Below are 23,385 nucleotides of genomic sequence, written 5' to 3'. Positions count from 1 at the left end.
CGTTTACTGATGCGTCACAACAATAAGACGCAGGGCATCCAGACGCCAGCTTGCCTGATTCAGGCTTTCCAGCACCTGCTGACGGTTGCTCTCAATCGCGGTCAGTTCGTCATCACGGATGTTTGGGTTCACCGCTTTTAACGCTTCCAGACGAGACTGCTCTGCAGACAGTTTCTCATCGGCTTCCTCGCGCGCGGCATCAATTAGCGTCCTGGCCGCTTTTTCGATCTGCGTTTCACCCAACTGCAGAATGGCGTGCACGTCCTGTTGTACGGCGTTGACCAGTTTGCTGCCCGTGTGGCGGTTTACTGCGCTCAGCTGGCGGTTGAAACTCTCGAATTCAACCTGTGCAGCCAGGTTGGTACCGTTTTTATCCAGCAGCAGACGCACTGGCGTTGGCGGCAGGAAGCGGGTGAGCTGCAGCTGTTTCGGCGCTTGCGCTTCCACAACATAGATCAGCTCAACCAGCAGCGTACCAACGGGTAATGCTTTGTTTTTCAACAAGGAAATCGTGCTGCTACCCGTGTCGCCGGAAAGGATCAGGTCGAGGCCGTTGCGGATCAACGGGTGTTCCCAGGTGATGAACTGCGCGTCTTCGCGAGACAGCGCCACGTCACGCTCAAAGGTGATGGTGCAACCATCCTCCGGCAGGCCCGGGAAATCCGGAACCAGCATATGATCGGATGGGGTCAGCACGATCATGTTCTCGCCGCGATCGTCCTGGTTGATCCCGACGATGTCGAACAGGTTCATGGCGAAGCTGATCAGGCTGGTGTCGTCATCCTGCTCTTCAATGCTTTCGGCAAGCGCCTGCGCTTTTTCGCCACCGTTGGAGTGGATTTCCAGCAGGCGGTCACGTCCCTGCTCCAGCTGCGCTTTCAGAGCCTCATGCTTTTCGCGACAGGATTTGATCAGCTCATCAAAACCGTCCGTATTTTCCGGCGCTGCCAGGTAACCGATCAGATCCGTATGCACCTGATCGTAAATGGTGCGTCCCGTCGGACAGGTATGTTCGAACGCGTCCAGACCTTCGTGGAACCAGCGTACCAGCACCGACTGAGCGGTTTTTTCCAGGTAAGGGACGTGGATCTGAATATCATGCGCCTGACCGATACGGTCCAGACGGCCGATACGCTGTTCCAGCAGGTCGGGGTTGAACGGCAGATCGAACATCACCAGGTTGCTGGCGAACTGGAAGTTACGCCCTTCAGAACCGATTTCAGAGCACAGCAGAACCTGTGCGCCGCTGTCTTCTTCACTGAACCAGGCCGCGGCGCGGTCACGCTCGACAATGGACATCCCCTCGTGGAACACGGCGGCTCGAATACCTTCGCGCTCGCGCAGAACCTGCTCCAGCTGCAGCGCGGTGGCCGCCTTGGCGCAGATCACCAGCACTTTCTGTGAACGATGAGCCGTTAAGTACCCCATCAGCCATTCAACACGCGGGTCGAAGTTCCACCAGGTTCCGGTATCGCCTTCAAATTCCTGATAAATCTGCTCCGGGTAGAGCATGTCGCGCGCACGTTCTTCCTGGCTTTTGCGCGCCCCCATAATGCCGGAGACTTTTATCGCCGTCTGATACTGCGTCGGCAGCGGCAGCTTGATGGTATGCAGTTCGCGTTTCGGGAAGCCCTTCACGCCGTTACGGGTGTTACGGAACAGCACGCGGCTGGTGCCGTGGCGGTCCATCAACATATCGATCAGCTCTTTACGCGCGGAACCCGCGTTGTCGCTGTCACTGTTGGCTGCCTGCAGCAGCGGCTCAATATCCTGTTCGCCAATCAGATCGCTCAGGGTGTTGAGTTCGTCATTCGAGAGGCGTTTGCCCGCCAGCAGCATGGCGACAGCATCGGCAACCGGGCGGTAATTATTCTGTTCTTCGACAAACTGCTCAAAGTCATGGAAGCGGTTTGGATCGAGCAGGCGCAGACGGGCGAAGTGGCTCTCCAGCCCCAGCTGCTCCGGCGTTGCGGTCAGCAGCAGGACGCCCGGCACGCGCTCGGCAAGCTGTTCAATCGCCATGTATTCACGGCTCGGTGCCTCTTCGCTCCAGACCAGGTGGTGCGCTTCGTCGACCACCAGCAGATCCCACTCTGCGTCGCACAGATGCTCAAGACGCTGCTTGCTGCGGCGCACGAAGTCCAGGGAGCAGATGACCAGCTGTTCGGTTTCAAACGGGTTGTCCGCGTCATGCTGGGCTTCGGCGTAGCGCTCGTCGTCAAACAGCGAGAAACGGAGGTTAAAGCGGCGCAGCATCTCAACCAGCCACTGATGTTGCAGCGTTTCCGGTACCACGATCAGCACGCGCTCGGCGGCGCCAGAAAGCAGCTGTTGATGCAGGATCATACCGGCTTCAATGGTTTTACCGAGGCCCACTTCGTCTGCCAGCAGTACGCGAGGCGCATGACGACGACCAACGTCATGGGCGATATTCAACTGATGAGGGATCAGGCTGGTGCGTTGACCACGCAGGCCGCTCCACGGCATGCGGTACTGTTCACTCTGGAATTTACGTGCGCGATAGCGCAGGGAGAAGCGATCCATACGGTCGATTTGCCCGGCAAACAGGCGATCCTGCGGCTTGCTGAAAACCAGTTTGCTGTCGAGCAGCACTTCACGCAGGATGACATTGCTCTCGTCAGTGTCGAGGCGAGTCCCAATGTAGGCGAGCAGACCATTCTCTTCTTTTACGTCTTCAACCTTTAGCTGCCAGCCGTCGTGGCTGGTCACGGTGTCACCTGGATTGAACATCACGCGGGTAACAGGGGAGTCATTGCGAGCGTACAGGCGGTTTTCACCGGTAGCAGGGAAAAGGAGGGTGACCATGCGTGCATCGACTGCAACCACGGTTCCCAATCCAAGTTCGCTTTCTGTATCGCTGATCCAGCGTTGACCAAGTGTAAAAGGCATATGTGTTCGGCTCTAATCTTTAATTGCAGGCAATAGTTCAACCACCGTCAAAAAAGACGGTCATCGAAAAATGGGTCCGGGAGTGGAAAGGGCGCTATGGTACTGGATGGCAGCGATTTCGTCACGTGTCAAAATAGGCCAAGCTGCCCTGTCACTAGTGTAGCAAAATCGTCGTCAATGAAAGGCAAAATTCCATCCGCGACGGGCTGAAGCTGGCGCGTCAGGTAGTGGTCGTAGTCCAGCGCAGAGTGTTGATAATCCACGGGCTCTGGCCCGTTTGTCGTCCAGACATACTTAATGGTGCCCCGGTTCTGATACTGCGGGGCGCGCCCCCGACGGACGTTCTCTTCATCCGCCAGACGCGCGGCGCGGACGTGCGGCGGAACGTTACGCTGATACTCGGCCAGCGGGCGGCGCAGGCGTTTGCGATACACCAGCTGGTTGTCGAGCTCGCCAGCCATCAGGCTGGCTATCGTCTCGCGGACGTAGTCCTGATAAGGCTCATTACGAAAGATCCGCAAATAGAGCGTTTGCTGGAACTGCTGCGCCAGCGGAGTCCAGTCTGTGCGTACCGTCTCCAGCCCTTTAAACACCATGCGTTGCTTTTCACCTTCCTGAATCAGTCCGGCGTAGCGTTTCTTGCTGCCCTGATCGGTTCCACGGATAGTGGGCATTAAAAAGCGGCTGAAATGGGTTTCATACTCCAGCTCTAACGCACTGGTTAACCGCTCTTTTTGCAAATGCGCTTGCCACCAGTCGTTCACGAAGGCCACCAGCTGTTTGCCAATTCGCGCGGCTTCCTCTTCGGCGTGCGCGCCCTTCAACCAGACGAAGGTGGAGTCGGTATCGCCATAGATCACTTCATAGCCCTGGGATTCGATCAGCGCCTTTGTCTGGCGCATGATCTCATGCCCGCGCATGGTGATAGACGAGGCGAGACGCGGGTCGAAGAAGCGACAGGCGCTGGTGCCCAGCACACCGTAAAAGGCATTCATGATAATTTTCAGCGCCTGAGAAAGCGGCTTGTTGCCGTGGCGCTTGGCCTCGTCGCGCCCGTGCCAGATCTGTCCCACGATCTCCGGCAGGCAGTGTTTCTCCCGTGAGAAACGCGCCCCCAGAAACCCGTCGGTGCTGTGCATATCGTCCGGCTGCGCCATCCCCTCTACCAGCCCCACCGGATCAATCAGAAAGGTGCGGATAATCGAGGGGTAGAGGCTTTTGTAGTCCAGTACCAGCACGGAGTCATACAGTCCCGGCCGGGAATCCATCACGTAGCCGCCAGGGCTTGCCTGCGGCGGCACGTCCCCCAGGTTCGGTGCGACGTAGCCTGCCCGGTGCATGCGGGGAAAGTACAGATGGCTGAATGCCGCCACGGAACCGCCGTGCCGATCAGCGGCAAGACCGTTCACTGTGGCGCGTTCCAGCAGAAAAGGCATGATCTCGGTTTTGTGGAAAATCTGCGTAACCAGCTCACAATCTTTCAGGTTATAGGTGGCAAGTGCCGGTTTGTCTTCGTTGAAGCGGCGGTCGATCTCATCCATTCGGTCCCACGGGTTATCGATGGATTTCCCTTCCCCCAGCAGCTCCTGCGCCACTGCCTCCAGCGAGAAGGAAGAGAAATTCCAGAATGCGGATTTCAGCGCCTCGATGCCGTCGATAATCAGGCGACCGTTGGCCTGTGCGAAGAAGACGCCGTTTTTGAAACCGTGCTCGCGCCATTCCAGTTCGCTATGACCCCGCCCAAGCATGAGCGGGATGCGGTAACGCTCGGCGTGTTTTTGCAGTACCCGCAGGTCGAACTGCACCACGTTCCAGCCGATCAGGACATCGGGATCGCGATCGGCAAACCACTGGTTCAGTTTTTCCAGCAGCTGTGGCCGACTGTTGACGTACTCCAGCCGGAAGTCCAGCTCGGAGGCATCGCCATTCGGTGGCCCGAGCATATAGACAACCCGGTCGCCGCAGCCTTCAAGACCAATACAGTACAGTTCACCGTGACGGGTGGTTTCGATGTCCAGTGAGACCCATTTCAGCGGCGGACGGTAGTGCGGGTTAGGTTTCAGACGGGCGTTAATCAGCCCGCCGTTGTGCGCTGTGCCATCAACCCAGACAGGGGCGGTAATAAACCGCTCCATCAAGAAACGTTCCGGGGGACGAATATCGGCTTCGTACAGGGTGACGCCAGCCTCGCGCAGCAGTTTTTCATAGCGCATCAGCTGGCGATGGGCGCGACAATAGAGGCCAGAAACCGGCTGGCGATGGAAATCCTTCAGCTCAAGTGGCGTGATGCGCCAGTTGTTTTCACCGCGCAGTAGCTGCTTTGCTTTGTCGACGTGGGCTTCAGGAATAAATGCCACGGACTCCTGTGGCGGCAGGGTAACGCGCAGCGGGCCGTTGTCCGTCGCCAGCCAGAACTCCACCTCTGTTCCCTGAGGCGTATCCCGCCAGTGTCGGGTCAGTAAAAAACCTTCTTGCGCCTGCGTCACGCCGTTATCCCATAAAACAAAACCAGGCCTGATTATAGCCTGGTTAGCGGTTTTATGCTGGGTTTATATACAGTTTATTGCCCGTAATAAGCTTTTGCACCGTGCTTGCGCAGGTAGTGTTTGTCCAGCAGCGTCTGTTGCATATCCGGCAACTCTGGTGCCAGTTGACGACAGAAGATGCCCATATAGGCCACCTCTTCCAGCACAATCGCGTTATGCACTGCATCCTCCGCATTTTTGCCCCACGCAAACGGGCCGTGAGAATGCACCAGCACCCCAGGCATCTGTGCTGCGTCGATTCCCTGTTTTTCAAAGGTTTCGACAATCACATTGCCGGTTTCCCACTCGTACTCGCCGTTGATTTCCGCATCGGTCATCAGGCGGGTGCAGGGGATGGTGCCGTAAAAGTAGTCTGCGTGCGTGGTACCGGTAGCCGGGATGGACTGGCCTGCCTGCGCCCAGATAGTCGCATGACGCGAGTGGGTATGCACAATGCCGCCGATGGTCGGAAATGCCTGATACAGCAGGCGATGGGTGGGGGTATCGGAGGAGGGTTTTTTCTTCCCTTCCACCACTTCACCGGTTGCAATGCTGACCACAACCATATCGTCAGCGGTCATCACCGTATAATCCACGCCGGAAGGCTTGATGACGAACACCCCTTTTTCGCGGTCGACGGCGCTGACGTTGCCCCAGGTCAGGGTCACCAGATTATGTTTAGGCAGCGCCAGGTTGGCTTCGAGTACCTGGCGTTTGAGATCTTCTAGCATTGTTGTCTCCCGCCGGATGGCGCTTTGCTTATCTGGCCTACACAATCGTAGGCCCGATAAACGCAGTGCCACCGGGCACGTCGTACTTAACGTTTCGAACCGTAATAGACTTCATTCCAGCGCAGCGCGTCTTTAAACGCGGGCAGGCGGGTATCGTTATCGATCACGGTCAGTTCGATGTCGTGCAGTTCAGCGAACTGACGCATATCGTTGAGATCCAGCGCGTGACTGAAGACGGTATGGTGCGCGCCACCGGCGACGATCCAGGCTTCGGAGGCGGTTGGCAGATCGGGCTGCGCTTTCCACAGGGCGTTGGCGACCGGCAGTTTTGGCAGCGCGTGTGGCGTTTCAACCGCATCCACACAGTTCACCAGCAGGCGGAAACGATCGCCCAGGTCAATCAGGCTGGCGTTGATGGCCGGGCCGGTACGGGTGTTGAAGATCAAACGTGCCGGATCCGCTTTACCACCAATGCCGAGGTGCTGCACGTCGAGGATCGGTTTCTCTTCAACGGCAATGGACGGGCACACTTCCAGCATGTGTGAACCGAGTACCAGGTCGTTGCCATTTTCGAAATGGTAGGTGTAGTCCTCCATAAAGGAGGTGCCGCCCTGCAGACCGGTTGACATCACTTTCATGATGCGAAGCAGAGCGGCAGTTTTCCAGTCGCCTTCGCCCGCGAAGCCGTAGCCCTGCTGCATCAGACGTTGTACTGCCAGACCCGGCAGTTGTTTCAGACCATGGAGATCTTCAAATGTCGTGGTAAAGGCGTGGAAGCCACCCTGTTCCAGGAAGCGTTTCATCCCCAGTTCAATGCGCGCCGCGTCCAGCACGTTCTGGCGTTTGTCACCCTTCACCTGCGCCGCTGCGGTGAGGCGGTAGCTGCTTTCGTATTCGTCAACCAGCGCGCTCACGTCGCCATCGCCGATCTCATTGACGACCTGCACCAGGTCACCCACGGCCCAGGTGTTCACGGAAAAACCAAACTTGATCTGCGCGGCAACTTTATCACCGTCGGTGACTGCCACTTCACGCATGTTGTCGCCAAATCGCACCACTTTCAGATGGCGGGTATCCTGTTTGGAAACGGCCTGACGCATCCAGGAGCCGATGCGTTTCTGCGCATGTTGATCCTGCCAGTGTCCGGTCACTACGGCGTGCTGCTGACGCATACGGGCGCCGATGAAGCCGAACTCACGGCCGCCGTGCGCGGTCTGGTTCAGGTTCATAAAGTCCATATCAATGCTGTCCCATGGCAGGGAGGCGTTGAACTGGGTATGGAATTGCAGCAGCGGTTTGTTGAGGATTGACAGACCGTTGATCCACATTTTGGCGGGTGAGAAGGTGTGCAGCCACACTACCAGACCCGCGCATTTATCGTCGTAGTTTGCGTCACGGCAGATATGGGTGATCTCATCCGGCGTCGTGCCCAGCGGCTTCAGCACCAGTTTACATGGCAGTTTGGCTTCCGCGTTCAGCGCGTTCACGACGTGTTCCGCATGTTTCGTCACCTGTTGCAACGCTTGCGGTCCGTACAAATGCTGGCTGCCAATCACAAACCACACTTCATAATTATCAAAAATGGTCATCGTCGTGTCCTTAATGGGTCAGGGTTGCCGTCGTATCCGCGGTGTGTTTTGACGGGGCGGCGACAGGGAGATAGTGAAGTTCGGCGCTTTTTGCCCATTGCTGGTAGCGCTGATAAAGCTGTTCAAAGCGTTGCGCCTGTTGAGCACGCGGCTGAAGGGTATTTTCGACCGCGCTTGCCATATGCTGCTGTGCAGTCGGGATATCGGCGTGTACGCCCGCGGCAACGGCGGCGAAAATAGCCGCACCCAGCGCGCAGCATTGATCGGACGCGACAATCTGCAGCGGACGGTTCAGCACGTCGCAGCAGGCCTGCATGATCACCGGGTTTTTACGGGCGATACCGCCCAGCGCCATGACGTTATTGACGTCGATGCCCTGTTCGGTGAAGCACTCCATAATCGCGCGGGCACCAAAGGCGGTGGCTGCAATCAGGCCGCCAAACAGGGCCGGGGCATCGGTCGCCAGATTGAGATCGGTGATAACGCCTTTAAGACGCTGGTTGGCAAATGGCGTACGGCGGCCGTTGAACCAGTCGAGCACCACCGGCAGGTGTTCAAGAGACGGATTATTCGCCCACGCGGCGGTGAGCTGGGGCAGCAGCTGTTTCTTACTCTCGGCAATCTGGGTTTTCAGTTCCGGGTGCGCGGTCGCCAGCTGGTCCAGCGGCCAGCCCAGTACCCGACCAAACCAGGCGTAAATATCACCAAACGCAGACTGCCCGGCTTCCAGACCGATAAAGTCCGGTACCACGCTGCCGTCGACCTGTCCGCAGATACCTTTCACTGCGCGGTCACCGACGCTGGCCTTATCCGCCGTCAGGATGTCGCAGGTGGAGGTGCCGATCACTTTCACCAGCGTATTGGGCTGGGCACCAGCGCCCACCGCGCCCATATGGCAGTCAAACGCACCGCCGGAGATTGCCACGTTTTGCGGCAGGCCCAGACGTGTTGCCCACTCTTCGCAGAGCGTGCCCACCGGAATATCGGCGGTAAAGGTGTCGGTAAAAAGCGGGTACTTCAGGCTCTTGTTGATAATCGGATCGAGTTCATCGAAGAAGGCTGCCGGTGGCAGACCGCCCCAGCTTTCATGCCATAGGGATTTATGCCCGGCGCTGCAGCGGCCGCGGCGAATATCCTGCGGGCGGGTGGTACCCGAGAGCAGGGCAGGAACCCAGTCACACAGTTCAATCCACGATGCGGCTGCCTGTGCAACCGCTGCGTCAGCGCGGGTGACATGCAGGATCTTGGCCCAGAACCATTCACTGGAATAAATTCCGCCGATGTAGCGCGAATAGTCGGTTTTACCTGGCTGGTGGCACAACCGGGTGATGGCTTCGGCCTCTTCGACGGCGGTATGGTCTTTCCACAGCACAAACATGGCGTTCGGGTTGTCGGCGAATTCAGGACGCAGCGCCAGCACCCGGCCTTCCGCATCCACTGGTGCGGGGGTAGAACCGGTGCTGTCTACGCCGATCCCAACCACCTCTGCACGCTGGGCGTCAGTCAGCTCTGCCAGCACGGTTTTGATTGCCGCTTCCATCGACTCAATGTAGTCGCGTGGATGGTGACGGAACTGGTTGTTTGGCGCATCGCAGTAGCGCCCCTCTTGCCAGCGTGGGTACCACTCAACGCTGGTTGCTATCTCCTGGCCGGACGTACAGTCCACTGCCAGGGCGCGAACCGAGTCGCTGCCAAAATCGAGGCCAATCGCAATTGCCATGGTGTTGCTCCATCAGAAAACAGGTATGAGAGAACATTAGAGACTGGGGGCGAAAATCGTCAGGCAGGATCCGCTAATCTTATGGACTAAATTGCTGTTGAGATGGAAAGTGTGACGCCGTGCAAATATTCAATGTGGACATTTCTGCCGCACTTATAGACACTTTTGTTACTGCTTATCTGCCCACTCTGGCGGAGAAATCAGGGGGAAAGGCTGAAACATGGCGGACGTAAAAGAGACGTGATGCTTTTTGGATCTCGTCGCAGGCCATTTTTATACGGCTTTTAACGATATGGACAATTGGTTTCCTTCAGTACCGTTGGGAGAACTGAATCTATGGCCGAAACGCAAAACGATCCCTTACTGCCGGGTTATTCGTTTAACGCCCACCTGGTGGCGGGGCTGACCCCTATCGAGGCTGAGGGATATCTCGATTTTTACGTTGACCGTCCGCTTGGGATGAAAGGGTACATTCTGAACCTGACCGTGCGTGGGGAAGGGATAATCAAAAACAACGATCAGCAGTTCGTCTGTCGTCCCGGCGATATGCTGCTGTTTCCACCTGGTGAGATCCACCATTACGGGCGTCATCCGGATGCCAAAGAGTGGTATCACCAGTGGGTCTACTTCCGCCCCCGCGCCTACTGGCAGGAGTGGCTTTCGTGGCCAGCCATTTTTGCGCACACCGGTTTTTACCGCCCGGACGACGCTCATCTGGCCCAGTTCCGCGAGCTGTTTGCTCAGATCATAGAGGCAGGACAGGCCGGTGGGCGCTACGCTGAGCTACTGGCAATTAATTTGCTTGAACAGGTGTTACTGCGCCGGATGGAGGCGATTAACGCGTCGCTTAATCCGCCGCTGGATAACCGTGTGCGTGATGCCTGCCAGTACATCAGCGACCACCTGGCCGACAGCCAGTTTGATATCGCCAGCGTGGCCCAGCATGTCTGCCTGTCGCCGTCGCGGCTATCGCATCTGTTCCGGCAGCAGTTGGGTGTTAGCGTGCTGAGCTGGCGCGAAGATCAGCGCATCAGCCAGGCGAAACTGCTGCTCAGCACCACCCGGATGCCCATTGCCACCGTAGGGCGCAATGTGGGCTTTGAAGATCAGCTCTATTTTTCCCGCGTATTTAAAAAATGCACTGGCGCCAGCCCCAGTGAATTCCGGGCGGGATGTGAATAAACGGTAAAAAAAGATAAACAAGCAGGTGAACAACGGAAGCAACCTGTAAACTATTCAGACAATTGTTGTCTTGACGCGGTGCAGGGCGCTAAGCAGAATCCCTGATTCGTTTTCTGACCGGAATAGTTATGCAGGCATTGCTGGAACATTTTATTACCCAGTCCGTTATGTATTCGCTTATCGCCGTTGCGCTGGTGGCGTTTCTGGAATCGCTGGCGCTGGTTGGGCTGATCCTGCCTGGTACGGTGATGATGGCAGCGTTGGGCGCGTTGATTGGCAGCGGTGAGGTCAATTTCTGGCAGGCGTGGCTGGCCGGTATGATCGGTTGCTTACTGGGCGACTGGATCTCCTTCTGGCTGGGCTGGCGTTTCAAGAAACCGCTGCACCGCTGGTCATTCATGAAGAAGAACAAAGCGTTGCTGGATAAAACCGAGCATGCACTGCATCAGCACAGCATGTTTACGATCCTCGTCGGACGCTTTGTCGGGCCAACGCGTCCGCTGGTGCCGATGGTCGCCGGGATGCTGGATCTGCCCGTCGCAAAATTCGTTTTGCCGAACATTATCGGCTGCGTCTTCTGGCCGCCGTTCTACTTCCTGCCGGGGATCCTGGCGGGGGCGGCAATTGATATTCCTGATGATGTGCAGAGCGGTGGCTTTAAATGGTTATTGCTGGCAACAGCGCTGCTGTTATGGCTCGCTGCATGGTTGTGCTGGCGGCTATGGCGCAGCGCGAAAGCAAATGTCGATCGTCTGACGCGCTATCTGCCTCGTTCGCGCTTGCTGTGGCTGGCGCCGCTGACGCTGGGCGTTGCCGTCGTGGCGCTGATCGCGCTGATTCGCCATCCGCTGATGCCGGTGTACGGTGAGATCCTGTTGAAGGTGGTCAGCCGTTAAGGATCCCCAGCAGGTGCGACGCGCTTGCTTTACCACTCATCAACTCTTCGGTTTCACCATCCCACACGATCCGACCCTCCGCGATCACCACCGATCGCGGGGCGATGCGTGCGGCATCTTCAATACTGTGTGACACCATCAGCATCGTCAGTTGCTGACGCTGGCAGACCTCCTGTACCAGGGCGAGCATCTCCTGGCGCAGCGCGGGATCGAGTGCAGAGAAGGGCTCATCCAGCAGCAGTATCGGCTGCTCGCGAACCAGACAGCGAGCCAGCGCCACGCGCTGACGTTGTCCGCCAGAGAGCTCTCCGGGGAGCCGGTCAATAAACGTGGTAATGCCCATCTGCCCGGCAATATGCTCCAGCTTCTGGCGCTGCGCGTCGTTCAGTTTCAGCCCCGGATCCATACCCAGCGCGATGTTTTGCCGCACCGTCAGATGGGTGAACAGGTTATTTTCCTGGAATAGCATCGAGACCGGACGCCTGGCGGGCGGGGTGTAGGTATGGTCGTTGTTTTCAATCATTATCGACCCGCTTGCCGGTTGCAGAAAACCGGCAATCAGATTGAGTAAGGTACTTTTCCCTGCCCCGCTTGGGCCAAGCACGGCAATCATCTCACCCGGGCTTACCGACAGGCTGAAACGCATAGGCAGGTGTTGGTAGAGCCAGGTGACATCAGTCAGTTTTAACATTGCGCCCCGGAAGTTTTTCGATAACGGTAAATAAGGCAAAGCACAGCAACAGCAGCAACAGCGCCGTGACGGCCCCCTCCTGGCTGCGATAGGAGCCGATCTGCTGATACAACCAGTATGGCAGCGTGCGGAAATCTTCATTGCCGAAGAGCGCCACCACACCAAAATCTCCAATGGAGAGCACACAAGCGAAGGCCAGCGCCTGAGCAAGCGGGCGTTTCAGCGCACGCAGTTCAACCACCTTTAACCGGCGCCAGCCCTGTATACCAAGCGACTGACACAGCAAAGTGTAACGGCTGTTGACGTCGCGCATGGGGTTTTCCAGCACCTTCAGCGCATAGGGAATGGCCATCAGGGCGTTGGTAAAAATCACGATTCCGTCGGCGCTTTCCGGCAGACCAACCGTACTGTTGAACAATAAAAAGAAGCCGGTTGCCAGGACGATGCCCGGCATTGCGAGGATTAACATCCCCGTCAGTTCCAGCGCTTGTCCGGCTTTGCGCGCCTGGCGCGCATAAAGTTCGCGACTGCTCCACAGCAGCATCATGGTCAGCATGACACACAATAGCCCGGCAGCCAGTGCGATGCGCAAGGATGTCCAGGTCGCCTGCCAGAGGACGGGCTGTTGCAACACGGAGACGAGGTTAAGGTTAACGCCATCGACGATGACGGCCATCAGCGGTGGCAGAAGCAACAGCAGGGCCAGTACGATCAACATCACATCCGCGATTCGGCTGTGCAGGCTGTCCTGTGGATCGCGCCAGCCTGTAATCTGATGACTGCCCGGTGGAATGGCTTTGCTCAGACGCTGACTCAGCAGGACCAGCACAAGACAGCACAGCATCTGCACCAGAGCCAGAAGCGCAGCGCGGCCGGGGTCGTAGTCGTAACTCAGCGCCTGGTAAATCGCCAGTTCGATGGTGGTCGCCTGTGGTCCACCACCAAGAGAAAGCACGGTGGCGAAACTGGCAAAACAGAGCATGAAGATCAGCGCCGCAACCGGAGGGATTTGACGGCGCAGCCACGGCCATTCGACAAAGCGGAAGAATGACCAGCCGCGCATATCCAGCTGTGCCGCAAGCTGACGCTGCTCGCCGGGGATAGCCTCCAGCGCCTGTAAAAAAAGCCGGGTCGCCATGGGCATGTTGAAAAAGATGTGCGCCAGCAGAATACCTTTGAGTCCGTAAGGGGAGAAGGTCCACTCCAGACCAAGCAGGTTAAAGAGAGCGGCCAGCCAGCCCTGACGACCATACACGCTCAGGATCCCAAATACCGCCACCAGGACGGGCAGGATCAGCGTCATAGCGCACAGTCTCAACAGCGCCTCCCTGCCGGGGAAGCGTCTGCGGTAGAGCGCCCGCGCGAGAAAAATGGCCGGGATTACCGACAGCAGGGCAGAGAGAAACGCCTGCCAGAAAGAGAACCGGATGACGTGCCAGAGATAGCTGTCGTGCCAGAGAGAGAGCAGATCACTCTCCGGCGCGTTAAACCACAATGCCAGAAAAGCACCCAGACTGACCGCCACCATCACTACCGCGGCGAGCAGTCCGGGAAATAACCAGCCGGGAATTAGCGGCTGACGGCGCGTTGCCATTCACTTACCCATGCTGCTCGCTGCGTGGCGACCTGCTGCGGCGTAAACTCCAGCGAGGTTTGCGGTTTGGTCAGTTGCTCAAAGCCCGCAGGTAGCGTCACGTTGGTCACCGGATACATCCAGTTACCCGTTGGGATCGCATTCTGGAACGCCGGGGAGACCATGAATTTCAGGAACTTCTCGGCCAGTTCCGGCTGCTTGCTGGCGGCAGTGCGGGCAGCCACTTCCACCTGCAGATAATGACCTTCAGCGAAATCAGCGGCGGCGTAGTTGTCTTTCTTCTCGGCGATAATGTGATAAGCCGGGGAGGTGGTGTAGCTCAGCACCAGGTCGCTCTCCCCTTTCAGGAACAGGCCATAGGCTTCGCTCCAGCCTTTGGTGACGGTCACGGTTTTGGCGGCCAGCTTCTGCCACGCCTCCGGCGTTTTATCACCGTATACCTTCTGCATCCACAGCAGCAGGCCCAGACCCGGTGTGCTGGTGCGCGGATCTTCATAAATCACGCGCCATTTCTGGTCACTTTCCACCAGCTCCTTCAGGCTTTTCGGCGGGTTCTTCAGCTTGTTTTTGTCATAAACAAACGCAAAATATCCGTAATCGAACGGCACAAAGGTGTCGTTTTTCCAGCCGCCCGGCACGTTAACCGCATCTGTCGCTACGCCGCTTTTGGCGAACAGTTTCGTTTGCGAGGCCGCATCCAGCAGGTTGTTATCCAGGCCGAGTACAACGTCGGCCTTGCTGTTTTTACCTTCCATACGCAGACGGTTAAGCAGCGAGACGCCATCTTCCAGCGCCACGAATTTCAGTTCGCAGTTGCAGTCGGCTTCAAAGGCTTTTTTGACGACCGGGCCTGGGCCCCAGTCGGCTGAAAAGGAGTCGTAGGTGTAGACCGTCAGGACGGGTTTTGCGAAAGCAGGTAGCGCAAACAGCGCCAGCAGGGGAAGCACTTTTTTTAACACTTTGCACCTCAAGGTTGAGTGGCAAAGGATTTTGAGCGACAGCCTCAAATCCCTTCGCCGGCGTTATCCGGATCAGGTTCGACGGGTATTATCTCAGCGCACATCAGTGATGCAGCACCCCGTTGAGAACGGCGCTATTGTAATGATTTGGCGAATATTACGAAAGTGTTATGGCTCTGGTGGTGCAAACCAGGCGGATTTAAAATCAAACCAGCCCAGCGTATTCATCCGTAACCCCCGCATACTGCGCTGGCCCTGGATCATCAGCCAGTGGTGGATCAGCGGCACGATTGCCTGTTCGGCCAGCAGCGCCTGACACCAGGTGGCCAGGTTCATCTCGCCCGCACGCCATTGCGCCGCATCCTGCTGCCAGTCCCGATCGATACAGTGCTGGATCAGCGGGACTTCATACAGGTGTGAGAAGAGCGAGAAATCGAGCGGCAGGGTGAAGTTGGCGCTGTTCAGCCAGATATCGCTGGTCAGTTCCCCCTGGTGCCATTCGTCATAGTCCACTTCCCTGATGTCCAGCCGGACGCCTTCTGCAGCCAGCAGTCTGGTCATGATCCTGGCAATAAAACGGTGTTCCACGTGCTCGCGGTAGTAGGTCAGGGTGACAGACTCCAGCCCTGCCGGTTTGTCACAGTGGGCAGGTCGGGCATGATGCCAGCGAGGAAGCAACCCGTACGCCGGGAACCAGTACGTCTGATACTGTTCTTCCGCGTGGTAAATCAGATTGGAGGGAGATAAGACGTGGCTGATCCATTTGCGTACCGCCTGATTGGCCCCGCGGTGGGTGCGGCTGTCAAACAGCAGGTAGTAGCAGCCCTCCTCAAGGCGGCTTTCCACCGCCTTTTCGCCCGTTGTGGGGCCTTCAAGCGTCAGCCCGGCGCTGAGCTCTTCGTTGAGATCCGGTAATACCCAGACGTTCACTTCGTCGATCAGCGCCCGGTAGCCAAAATAGTCATCAAACGCGCGAATTTTCAGCTGGTTATTGGTGTTACGCGACACGGCATAGGGCCCGGTGCCAATGGGCTGGCTGGCAAAATTGTGCAGCGATTCCCACTCTCCTGGCAAAATCATTGATGGGACATACCCCAGCAGCCAGGGGAGCCATTTATCCGGCTGAGACAGTTCTATATCCAGCGTCCAGGCGGTGGGGGAGTGAACGCGCGAAATATGCGAAAAAAGCGGAAGCTTGCGGGCACGTTCCAGTGAGGCGATGACATCGCGCATTTCCAGCTCGCGGCCGTGGTGAAAGTGGATGCCGGGACGTAAGAAGAAGCGCCAGTGACGTGGGGAGAGTTGCTGCCAGTGGTGCGCAATATCAGCTTCAAGTTCCCCGTTTTCCTCATTTATTCGCGTCAGGCCGCTGAATATTTGTCGCGCCATATGGGTTTCTGAGCGGCGCAAGGCCGTGCCGGGGAGCAGATTCTTCATCGGGCGATAGTAGAGCACCCGCAGAATGTGGCGGCCCTGACGAAAACTCCGCCCTAGATGGGAGACCAGCATCTGACGTACCGCGGCTTTATCGCCTACCAGTTGCACCAGCTGATCGATTCGGTCCTGTTCCAGCAGGTCTTCCGCTCGCTGTTGCTGCAAGGCCAGCCCGGTATAGAGAAAGGTCAGACGTGAGCGTTTGCCGCGTCCCGCTTCGGCTTCCCAGTTTAACCAGCCCTGTTGCTGCATGGTGTTAAGCAGCGTGCGCATATGACGTCGGGAGCAGTTAAGGAGTTCAGCCAGTTCGTTAAGCGTGGTCTCCTGCGATTGCCCTTCGCAGCACTGCCAGAGGCGGATGAATTGTTGTTGCAGACGACCAGAAGGCATAAAAGGGGAACTCCTGACAAAAAATCAGCAATTTATTAATCCCTATATTAAGCCAATAATGATTCCCGATGAAGTGAGGAGGTACATTATGAAGAGGTCTACCGCACGTCAGTTTTATCAGCAGTACTTTTCAGCGACAAAAGGAACGTCCTGGCTGGCCCGTCAGTGTGCTGAGCAACGGCTGAAAATGTTAGAAGAACTGATGCAGTGGGACGTTACGAAACCGACCTCTTCTCGCTAACTCGCCTCGATCATGTGTGACTGAGTATTGGTGCTTATCACCCGCCAGCAAAATGTTTTTTGCTGGCTTTTTTCGTTTATTCTTTCACCCAATTTCGATTCGCTTTCACAAGGACTTGCAGATGCTCTGGTTAATGACGATGGGGCGACGCCTGAACGGCGTGTATGCCGCTTTTATGCTGGTGGCCTTTATGATGGGCGTGGCGGGGGCGCTGCAGGCACCGACGCTGAGTCTTTTTCTCAGCCGGGAGGTGGGGGCGCAGCCGTTTTGGGTCGGCCTGTTTTATACCGTGAACGCCATCGCCGGGATCCTGGTGAGCCTGGGGCTGGCGAAACGATCCGACAGCCAGGGCGATCGCCGCAAGTTGATCCTTTTTTGTTGCGCCATGGCTGTGGGTAACGCGCTGCTGTTTGCCTTTAATCGTCACTACCTGACGCTGATCACCTGCGGCGTGCTGCTGGCTTCACTGGCGAACACCGCCATGCCGCAGCTGTTCGCGCTTGCCCGGGAATATGCCGACAACTCGGCGCGGGAAGTGGTGATGTTTAGCTCGGTGATGCGTGCGCAACTCTCTCTTGCATGGGTCATTGGTCCGCCGTTGGCCTTTATGCTGGCGTTGAATTACGGTTTTACCGCCATGTTTTCCATCGCTGCGGGGATTTTTGCCATTAGCCTGGCACTGATTGCCTTCGTGCTGCCGTCAGTGGCGCGTGTCGAACAGACAGCGGATAAACCCATTACTCAGGTGAGCGGCTGGCAGGATAAAAACGTCCGTATGCTGTTTATCGCCTCCACGCTGATGTGGACCTGCAACACCATGTATATCATCGATATGCCGCTGTGGATCAGCAGCGATCTGGGGCTGCCGGATAAGCTCGCGGGGATCTTAATGGGGACGGCCGCCGGGCTGGAAATTCCGGCGATGATTCTAGCGGGATACTATGTGAAACATCTCGGGAAACGCCGGATGATGCTGATAGCCGTAGCGGCCGGAGTGCTTTTCTACCTGGGGCTGATTTTCTTCCATACACGAGAGGCGTTGCTGGCGCTGCAGCTGTTTAATGCCGTGTTTATCGGGATCGTGGCCGGGATAGGGATGCTCTGGTTCCAGGATTTAATGCCCGGGCGGGCGGGTTCGGCGACCACACTCTTTACCAACAGTATCTCTACGGGGGTAATTCTGGCGGGGGTGATTCAGGGGGCGTTGTCGCAAGGCTATGGACATGGGTCGGTCTACTGGATGATTGCACTAACGTCGATTGTTACGCTGATGCTGACCTGGCGCGTAAAAGACGTCTGATTCTGGAAGGCGCCTTCACGAAATGAAACGATTTTCTGACAGAGTTTAAGAAGACAAATAGAGTGCGTGGCGGGTGCTTGAGGCTGTTTGCCTCAGGCTTTCGCAAGAGGCAAACAGTGGAGAGTCCCACATCAAAAAACTGATGGGGAGACCAACTTCACAACCAACATTGCGAGGTTAGTCTCTTCATTGCCGAAAAGCAATAAGGAGGCTGGAATGCCAAAACGTACTCTGCTGTTAGGTTTGTTTCTGATCTGTACAACGCTGTTGATCTTCACCTGGATGGTGCGTGATTCACTGTGTGAACTGCATTTCAGACAGGAGAAAACAGAGCTGGCAGCAGTGTTGGCTTACGAAGCAAAACGTTAGCGGTATGGGCGGGGAAAGTTCCCCGCCTCTCCAGAGTGGTTGAGCCTCAACGCACCCTTATCAATGGCCCGCATCGTGCGGGCCATTGCCTTTAGCCCATAAACGCAGGCTGTTTTTTCTCGTATGCGGAGATGGCGTCTTCATGCTGAAGCGTCAGGCCAATGCTGTCCAGACCGTTCAGCATGCAGTGGCGACGAAAGGCATCGATGCTGAAGCTGTAGGTCTTATCTCCGGCTTTCACCACTTCCGCTTCCAGATCCACTTCAAACGACATGCCCGGATTTGCCTTAACCAGCGCGAACATTTCATCCACTTGCTCGTCACTCAGCGTCACCGGCAGCAGCTGGTTGTTGAAGCTGTTGCCGTAGAAGATATCCGCAAAGCTCGGGGCGATCACCACTTTAAAGCCGTAGTCGGTCAGCGCCCATGGTGCGTGCTCACGTGAGGAGCCGCAGCCAAAGTTTTCCCGTGCCAGCAGAATGGAGGCGCCTTTATATTCCGGGAAATTTAGCACAAATTCCGGGTCAGGTACCTGGCCTTTATCATCCAGAAAACGCCAGTCGTTAAACAGATGAGCACCAAATCCGGTGCGGGTGACCTTCTGCAAAAATTGCTTCGGGATGATCGCATCGGTATCGACGTTAGCGGCGTCCAGAGGGACAACCCGGCCTGTATGTTGGGTAAATTTCTCTGCCATGATTGTCTCCTTATTTCAGGCTGCGAATATCGGCGAAATGGCCGGTAACTGCCGCAGCGGCGGCCATCGCCGGGCTGACCAGGTGGGTGCGTCCACCGCGGCCCTGACGACCTTCAAAGTTACGGTTACTGGTGGAGGCACAACGTTCGCCCGGATTCAGGCGGTCATTGTTCATGGCCAGACACATGGAGCAGCCAGGCAAGCGCCACTCGAAGCCTGCTTCGATAAAGATCTTATCCAGGCCTTCGGCTTCCGCCTGCGCTTTTACCGGACCAGAGCCTGGCACAACCAGCGCCTGTACGCCGGGTGCCACTTTACGGCCTTTGGCGATCTCCGCCGCAGCGCGTAAATCTTCGATACGCGAGTTGGTGCAGGAGCCAATAAAGACTTTGTCGATGGTCACATCGGTCAACGGCACACCGGGTTTGAGACCCATATACGCCAGCGCTTTTTCGGCACTGGCGCGTTCGACCGGATCGGTAAATGAGGCCGGATCGGGAATAGTGTCATTCACGGAAATGACCTGACCCGGATTGGTTCCCCAGGTCACCTGCGGGGCAATCTCCTCCGCCTGCAGGGTAACAACGGTGTCAAAAACCGCGTCATCATCGGTTTTCAGGGTTTTCCAGTACGCGACGGCGTCAGCGTAATCCTGACCTTTTGGCGCGTGCAGACGCCCTTTTACATAGTTGAAGGTGGTTTCATCCGGTGCCACCAGGCCTGCTTTGGCCCCCATCTCGATGGCCATATTGCACAGAGTCATACGACCTTCCATGCTCAGCGCCTGAATAGCGTCACCGCAGAACTCAACAACGTGCCCGGTGCCGCCGGCACTGCCCGTTTTACCGATGATGGCCAGCACGATGTCTTTCGCGGTGATCCCCGGCGCGGCTTTGCCTTTCACTTCAATCTTCATGGTTTTGGCTCGGCCCTGTTTAAGGGTCTGCGTAGCCAGAACATGCTCAACTTCAGAGGTGCCAATACCGAACGCCAGTGCACCAAACGCGCCGTGCGTTGCGGTATGGGAGTCTCCGCAGACGATGGTCATGCCGGGCAGGGTGATCCCTTGCTCAGGTCCCATCACGTGAACGATACCCTGATACGGATGGTTCAGATCGTAGAGCTCGACGCCAAACTCGTTACAGTTCTTGATCAACTCCTGCATCTGGATACGCGCCATTTCGCCCGACGCATTGATATCTTTGGTCTGGGTGGAAACGTTGTGATCCATTGTCGCGAAGGTTTTACCCGGCTGACGTACCGGGCGTTTGTGCGCACGCAGACCATCAAATGCCTGTGGGGAGGTCACTTCGTGTACCAGATGCCTGTCGATATAGAGCAGCGGGGTTTCGTTTGGTGCTTCGTAGACAACGTGTGCATCAAACAATTTTTCATATAACGTCTTCGCCATGATTACACCCCTTCAGCGACATAGCGGGCAATGATGTCGCCCATTTCATCGGTACTGACTGCCGCCGTGCCGCGTGCTAAATCACCGGTACGGACGCCTTCTTCTAACGCGCGATTAATGGCGTTTTCAATTGCGGTTGCCGCATCGCCTGCATCCAGGCTGTAACGCAGCAGCAGAGCCAGGGAGAGGATCTGCGCAATCGGGTTAGCAATGTTTTTACCTGCGATATCCGGCGCGGAGCCGCCAGCAGGCTCGTACAGGCCAAAGCCTTCTTCGTTCAGGCTCGCTGATGGCAGCATGCCCATGGAGCCGGTGATCATCGCGCACTCATCCGAGAGGATATCGCCGAACAGGTTGGAGCACAGCAGCACGTCAAACTGGGACGGATCTTTAATCAGCTGCATTGTCGCGTTATCGATGTACATATGCGACAGCTCAACGTCAGGATAATGCTTAGCAACTTCGCTGACGATCTCACGCCATAAGATGGAGGACTGCAGCACATTCGCTTTATCGATAGAGGTCACTTTATGGCGGCGTTTGCGTGCAGACTCAAAAGCGATATGGGCGATACGTTCAATTTCGAAACGGTGATAGACCTCGGTGTCGAACGCTTTTTCATGCTGGCCGCTGCCTTCACGGCCTTTTGGCTGACCGAAATAGATCCCGCCAGTCAGCTCACGCACGCACAGAATGTCGAAGCCGTTAGCGGCGATATCCGCGCGCAGCGGGCAGAACTCTTCCAGACCCTGATACAGCTTTGCCGGACGCAGATTACTGAACAGCTTGAAATGTTTACGCAGCGGCAGCAACGCGCCGCGCTCTGGCTGCTCTGCGGGTGGCAGGTGTTCCCATTTCGGGCCACCCACGGAACCAAACAGGACGGCATCGGCGTTCTCGCAACCCTCTACCGTTGCTTTTGGCAGCGGCGTACCGTGATTATCGATAGCAATGCCGCCCACGTCGTAGTGGCTGGTGGTAATTTTCATCGCAAAACGCGAGCGAACGGCTTCCAGTACTTTCAGCGCCTGTGCCATCACTTCCGGGCCAATACCGTCACCCGGCAACACAGCAATATGGTAATTCTTCGACATTACACGGTTTCCTTGTTGTTCTCTTTATTCTGAGCTTTGCGTTGCAACTCTTTTTCGACTTCAGCGGCGCGCCAGATATTGTTCAGGACATGCACCATCGCTTTCGCAGAGGATTCGACGATATCGGTCGCCAGACCCACGCCGTGGAAGCGACGGCCGTTATAATTGACCACGATATCCACCTGACCGAGTGCATCTTTGCCATGGCCTTTGGCCGTCAGGTCATATTTGACCAGCTCCACGTCGTATTCGGTGACGCGGTTAATCGCCTGGTAGATAGCATCGACAGGACCATTGCCGTTTGCCGCTTCCGCTTTTATCTCATCCCCGCAGGCCAGCTTGATGGATGCCGTGGCGATATCGCTGGAGCCGGACTGCACGCTGAAGTAATCCAGACGGAAATGCTCTGGCTCTTCCTGCTGCTTATTAATGAAGGCCAGTGCTTCCAGGTCATAGTCGAACACCTGACCTTTTTTGTCGGCCAGCTTCAGGAACGCGTCGTACAGCTGATCCATGTTGTAATCGCTGTCCTTGTAACCCATCTCTTCCATACGATGTTTCACTGCCGCACGGCCGGAGCGGGAGGTCAGATTCAACTGAACCTGGTTCAGACCGATTGATTCCGGGGTCATGATTTCGTAGTTTTCGCGGTTTTTCAGTACGCCATCCTGGTGGATACCGGAAGAGTGCGCGAATGCGCCGGTACCGACAATCGCCTTGTTGGCGGGGATCGGCATGTTGCAAATCTGGCTGACGGTCTGGCTGGTACGCCAGATTTCATTGTGATTGATGCGGGTGTGCACGTTCATGATGTCTTTGCGCACTTTGATCGCCATGATCACTTCTTCCAGGGAACAGTTGCCTGCGCGTTCCCCGATACCGTTCATCGCACCTTCTACCTGACGGGCACCGGCGTGAACAGCGGCGATGGCGTTGCCGACGGCCAGGCCTAAATCGTCGTGGGTATGAACTGAGATAATTGCCTTATCAATGTTTGGCACACGATCATACAAGCCAGTAATGATGTTGGAGAACTCAAACGGCATGGTGTAGCCGACGGTGTCCGGGATGTTGATGGTTTTGGCTCCGGCATTAATGGCGGCTTCTACCACGCGCGCCAGATCCTCAATTGGCGTGCGGCCAGCGTCTTCACATGAGAATTCAACATCATCCGTGTAGTTGCGCGCGCGTTTGACCATGTAGACCGCGCGCTCAATCACCTCGTCGAGGGTGCTGCGCAACTTGGTGGCAATGTGCATGGGGGAGGTGGCAATAAAAGTATGAATACGGAATGCTTCAGCCACTTTCAGTGACTCGGCGGCAACGTCGATGTCTTTCTCAACGCAACGTGCCAGACCACAGACGCGGCTGTTTTTGATGGTACGGGCGATGGTCTGTACCGATTCGAAATCACCCGGAGAAGAGACCGGGAAACCCACCTCCATCACGTCGACACCCATACGTTCGAGAGCCAGCGCAATCTGCAGCTTCTCTTTCACACTCAGGCTCGCCTGTAATGCCTGTTCACCGTCACGTAAAGTGGTATCAAAAATAATGACTTGCTGGCTCATGGGTTAGGTCCTTGTCAGTCTTAGGGCGCCTTGCTACGAGCATAAAAAAACCCGCGCAGTGGCGCGGGTTTTTAGTCTTAC

Annotated in this window: 18 protein-coding genes and 1 riboswitch; of the genes, 5 read left to right on the top strand and 13 right to left on the bottom strand. The window is 56.6% G+C overall.

Annotation, left to right across the window (positions count from 1 at the left end; genetic code table 11):
• Window positions 1–3: 3 nt before the first annotated feature.
• From rapA to araB, 5 genes are all read right to left on the bottom strand, one after another.
• Entirely contained in the window at window positions 4–2,910 is a 2,907-nt protein-coding gene (gene rapA / locus VF709_RS10645; RefSeq protein WP_440231531.1) for an RNA polymerase-associated protein RapA, read from the bottom strand.
• A 128-nt stretch (window positions 2,911–3,038) separates the two neighbouring features.
• Complete coding sequence (gene polB / locus VF709_RS10640; RefSeq protein WP_149896539.1) at window positions 3,039–5,396, bottom strand: DNA polymerase II; 2,358 nt, start codon at window positions 5,394–5,396, stop codon at window positions 3,039–3,041.
• Between the two features lie 74 nt (window positions 5,397–5,470).
• Complete coding sequence (araD, locus tag VF709_RS10635; RefSeq protein WP_038418669.1) at window positions 5,471–6,166, bottom strand: L-ribulose-5-phosphate 4-epimerase; 696 nt, start codon at window positions 6,164–6,166, stop codon at window positions 5,471–5,473.
• A gap of 86 nt (window positions 6,167–6,252) precedes the next feature.
• A complete protein-coding gene (araA, locus tag VF709_RS10630) occupies window positions 6,253–7,755 on the bottom strand; it encodes an L-arabinose isomerase (RefSeq protein WP_020688483.1) in 1,503 nt (500 codons plus the stop codon).
• 10 nt (window positions 7,756–7,765) lie between these two features.
• On the bottom strand, window positions 7,766–9,475 hold the full coding sequence (gene araB / locus VF709_RS10625) for a ribulokinase (RefSeq protein WP_038418670.1): 1,710 nt from the start codon (window positions 9,473–9,475) through the stop codon (window positions 7,766–7,768).
• Between the two features lie 336 nt (window positions 9,476–9,811).
• Here araB and araC point away from each other — a divergent pair, with 336 nt between their 5' ends.
• Both araC and VF709_RS10615 read left to right on the top strand, forming a co-directional pair.
• Window positions 9,812–10,657: an arabinose operon transcriptional regulator AraC gene (gene araC, locus VF709_RS10620; RefSeq protein ID WP_013095551.1), complete on the top strand. Its 846-nt coding sequence runs from the start codon at window positions 9,812–9,814 to the stop codon at window positions 10,655–10,657.
• A 128-nt stretch (window positions 10,658–10,785) separates the two neighbouring features.
• The gene (locus VF709_RS10615) at window positions 10,786–11,553 is read left to right on the top strand and encodes a DedA family protein (protein ID WP_013095552.1); all 768 of its coding nucleotides are present in this window, start codon (window positions 10,786–10,788) and stop codon (window positions 11,551–11,553) included.
• Here the strand turns inward: VF709_RS10615 and thiQ are convergent.
• The 4 genes from thiQ to sgrR all read right to left on the bottom strand — a co-directional run bounded on the left by thiQ (window position 11,543) and on the right by sgrR (window position 16,621).
• Window positions 11,543–12,244 carry a thiamine ABC transporter ATP-binding protein ThiQ gene (gene thiQ, locus VF709_RS10610; RefSeq protein ID WP_038418671.1) on the bottom strand — a complete coding sequence of 234 codons (702 nt, stop codon included), beginning with the start codon at window positions 12,242–12,244 and terminating at the stop codon, window positions 11,543–11,545. The two genes, VF709_RS10615 and thiQ, sit on opposite strands and share 11 nt — an antisense overlap.
• Window positions 12,228–13,838 carry a thiamine/thiamine pyrophosphate ABC transporter permease ThiP gene (gene thiP, locus VF709_RS10605; protein WP_149896540.1) on the bottom strand — a complete coding sequence of 537 codons (1,611 nt, stop codon included), beginning with the start codon at window positions 13,836–13,838 and terminating at the stop codon, window positions 12,228–12,230. Before thiP ends, thiQ begins: the two co-directional genes overlap by 17 nt.
• The gene (gene thiB, locus VF709_RS10600; RefSeq protein WP_058683664.1) at window positions 13,814–14,797 is read right to left on the bottom strand and encodes a thiamine ABC transporter substrate binding subunit; all 984 of its coding nucleotides are present in this window, start codon (window positions 14,795–14,797) and stop codon (window positions 13,814–13,816) included. The genes thiP and thiB overlap by 25 nt, the downstream gene beginning before the upstream one ends.
• A gap of 31 nt (window positions 14,798–14,828) precedes the next feature.
• Window positions 14,829–14,929: riboswitch (TPP riboswitch) on the bottom strand.
• 36 nt (window positions 14,930–14,965) lie between these two features.
• Window positions 14,966–16,621, bottom strand: a complete 1,656-nt coding sequence (gene sgrR / locus VF709_RS10595; RefSeq protein ID WP_038981191.1) for an HTH-type transcriptional regulator SgrR — start codon at window positions 16,619–16,621, stop codon at window positions 14,966–14,968.
• An 88-nt stretch (window positions 16,622–16,709) separates the two neighbouring features.
• On the opposite strand from sgrR, the gene sgrT reads away from it, so the two are divergent.
• From sgrT to VF709_RS10580, 3 genes are all read left to right on the top strand, one after another.
• The gene (gene sgrT, locus VF709_RS10590) at window positions 16,710–16,862 is read left to right on the top strand and encodes a glucose uptake inhibitor SgrT (RefSeq protein ID WP_013095557.1); all 153 of its coding nucleotides are present in this window, start codon (window positions 16,710–16,712) and stop codon (window positions 16,860–16,862) included.
• Window positions 16,863–16,983: 121 nt separating this feature from the next.
• Window positions 16,984–18,162, top strand: a complete 1,179-nt coding sequence (locus VF709_RS10585) for a sugar efflux transporter (protein ID WP_149896542.1) — start codon at window positions 16,984–16,986, stop codon at window positions 18,160–18,162.
• 216 nt (window positions 18,163–18,378) lie between these two features.
• Window positions 18,379–18,531 carry a Hok/Gef family protein gene (locus VF709_RS10580; RefSeq protein ID WP_010427008.1) on the top strand — a complete coding sequence of 51 codons (153 nt, stop codon included), beginning with the start codon at window positions 18,379–18,381 and terminating at the stop codon, window positions 18,529–18,531.
• 91 nt (window positions 18,532–18,622) lie between these two features.
• Here the strand turns inward: VF709_RS10580 and leuD are convergent, their stop codons facing one another.
• Genes leuD through leuA form a run of 4 tightly spaced genes read right to left on the bottom strand, consistent with a single transcriptional unit; the run spans window position 18,623 to window position 23,304 of the window.
• Window positions 18,623–19,228 (bottom strand): 3-isopropylmalate dehydratase small subunit, encoded by a 606-nt coding sequence (leuD, locus tag VF709_RS10575; protein ID WP_023620018.1) that lies wholly within the window; start codon window positions 19,226–19,228, stop codon window positions 18,623–18,625.
• A gap of 10 nt (window positions 19,229–19,238) precedes the next feature.
• Window positions 19,239–20,639 (bottom strand): 3-isopropylmalate dehydratase large subunit, encoded by a 1,401-nt coding sequence (gene leuC / locus VF709_RS10570; protein ID WP_013095560.1) that lies wholly within the window; start codon window positions 20,637–20,639, stop codon window positions 19,239–19,241.
• Window positions 20,640–20,641: 2 nt separating this feature from the next.
• Window positions 20,642–21,733, bottom strand: a complete 1,092-nt coding sequence (gene leuB, locus VF709_RS10565; RefSeq protein ID WP_013095561.1) for a 3-isopropylmalate dehydrogenase — start codon at window positions 21,731–21,733, stop codon at window positions 20,642–20,644.
• Entirely contained in the window at window positions 21,733–23,304 is a 1,572-nt protein-coding gene (gene leuA / locus VF709_RS10560) for a 2-isopropylmalate synthase (RefSeq protein WP_013095562.1), read from the bottom strand. The genes leuB and leuA overlap by 1 nt, the downstream gene beginning before the upstream one ends.
• Window positions 23,305–23,385 lie beyond the last annotated feature (81 nt).

The sequence above is a fragment of the Enterobacter sp. Lyrl_3 genome, assembly GCF_051948675.1.
In the GTDB taxonomy this organism is placed as follows: Bacteria; Pseudomonadota; Gammaproteobacteria; order Enterobacterales; family Enterobacteriaceae; genus Enterobacter; species Enterobacter cloacae.
This window is presented reverse-complemented; position numbering and strand designations above follow the sequence as displayed.

Bases quoted from the DNA above. Each gene is read 5' to 3' on its own strand.
- VF709_RS10580 (WP_010427008.1), top strand. From the start codon at position 18,379: ATGCCAAAACGTACTCTGCTGTTAGGTTTGTTTCTGATCTGTACAACG.
- leuB (WP_013095561.1), bottom strand. From the start codon at position 21,733: ATGTCGAAGAATTACCATATTGCTGTGTTGCCGGGTGACGGTATTGGC.
- thiP (WP_149896540.1), bottom strand. From the start codon at position 13,838: ATGGCAACGCGCCGTCAGCCGCTAATTCCCGGCTGGTTATTTCCCGGA.
- araC (WP_013095551.1), top strand. From the start codon at position 9,812: ATGGCCGAAACGCAAAACGATCCCTTACTGCCGGGTTATTCGTTTAAC.
- VF709_RS10615 (WP_013095552.1), top strand. From the start codon at position 10,786: ATGCAGGCATTGCTGGAACATTTTATTACCCAGTCCGTTATGTATTCG.
- thiQ (WP_038418671.1), bottom strand. From the start codon at position 12,244: ATGTTAAAACTGACTGATGTCACCTGGCTCTACCAACACCTGCCTATG.
- leuC (WP_013095560.1), bottom strand. From the start codon at position 20,639: ATGGCGAAGACGTTATATGAAAAATTGTTTGATGCACACGTTGTCTAC.
- leuA (WP_013095562.1), bottom strand. From the start codon at position 23,304: ATGAGCCAGCAAGTCATTATTTTTGATACCACTTTACGTGACGGTGAA.
- araA (WP_020688483.1), bottom strand. From the start codon at position 7,755: ATGACCATTTTTGATAATTATGAAGTGTGGTTTGTGATTGGCAGCCAG.
- araD (WP_038418669.1), bottom strand. From the start codon at position 6,166: ATGCTAGAAGATCTCAAACGCCAGGTACTCGAAGCCAACCTGGCGCTG.
- sgrT (WP_013095557.1), top strand. From the start codon at position 16,710: ATGAAGAGGTCTACCGCACGTCAGTTTTATCAGCAGTACTTTTCAGCG.
- rapA (WP_440231531.1), bottom strand. From the start codon at position 2,910: ATGCCTTTTACACTTGGTCAACGCTGGATCAGCGATACAGAAAGCGAA.
- leuD (WP_023620018.1), bottom strand. From the start codon at position 19,228: ATGGCAGAGAAATTTACCCAACATACAGGCCGGGTTGTCCCTCTGGAC.
- sgrR (WP_038981191.1), bottom strand. From the start codon at position 16,621: ATGCCTTCTGGTCGTCTGCAACAACAATTCATCCGCCTCTGGCAGTGC.
- VF709_RS10585 (WP_149896542.1), top strand. From the start codon at position 16,984: ATGCTCTGGTTAATGACGATGGGGCGACGCCTGAACGGCGTGTATGCC.
- araB (WP_038418670.1), bottom strand. From the start codon at position 9,475: ATGGCAATTGCGATTGGCCTCGATTTTGGCAGCGACTCGGTTCGCGCC.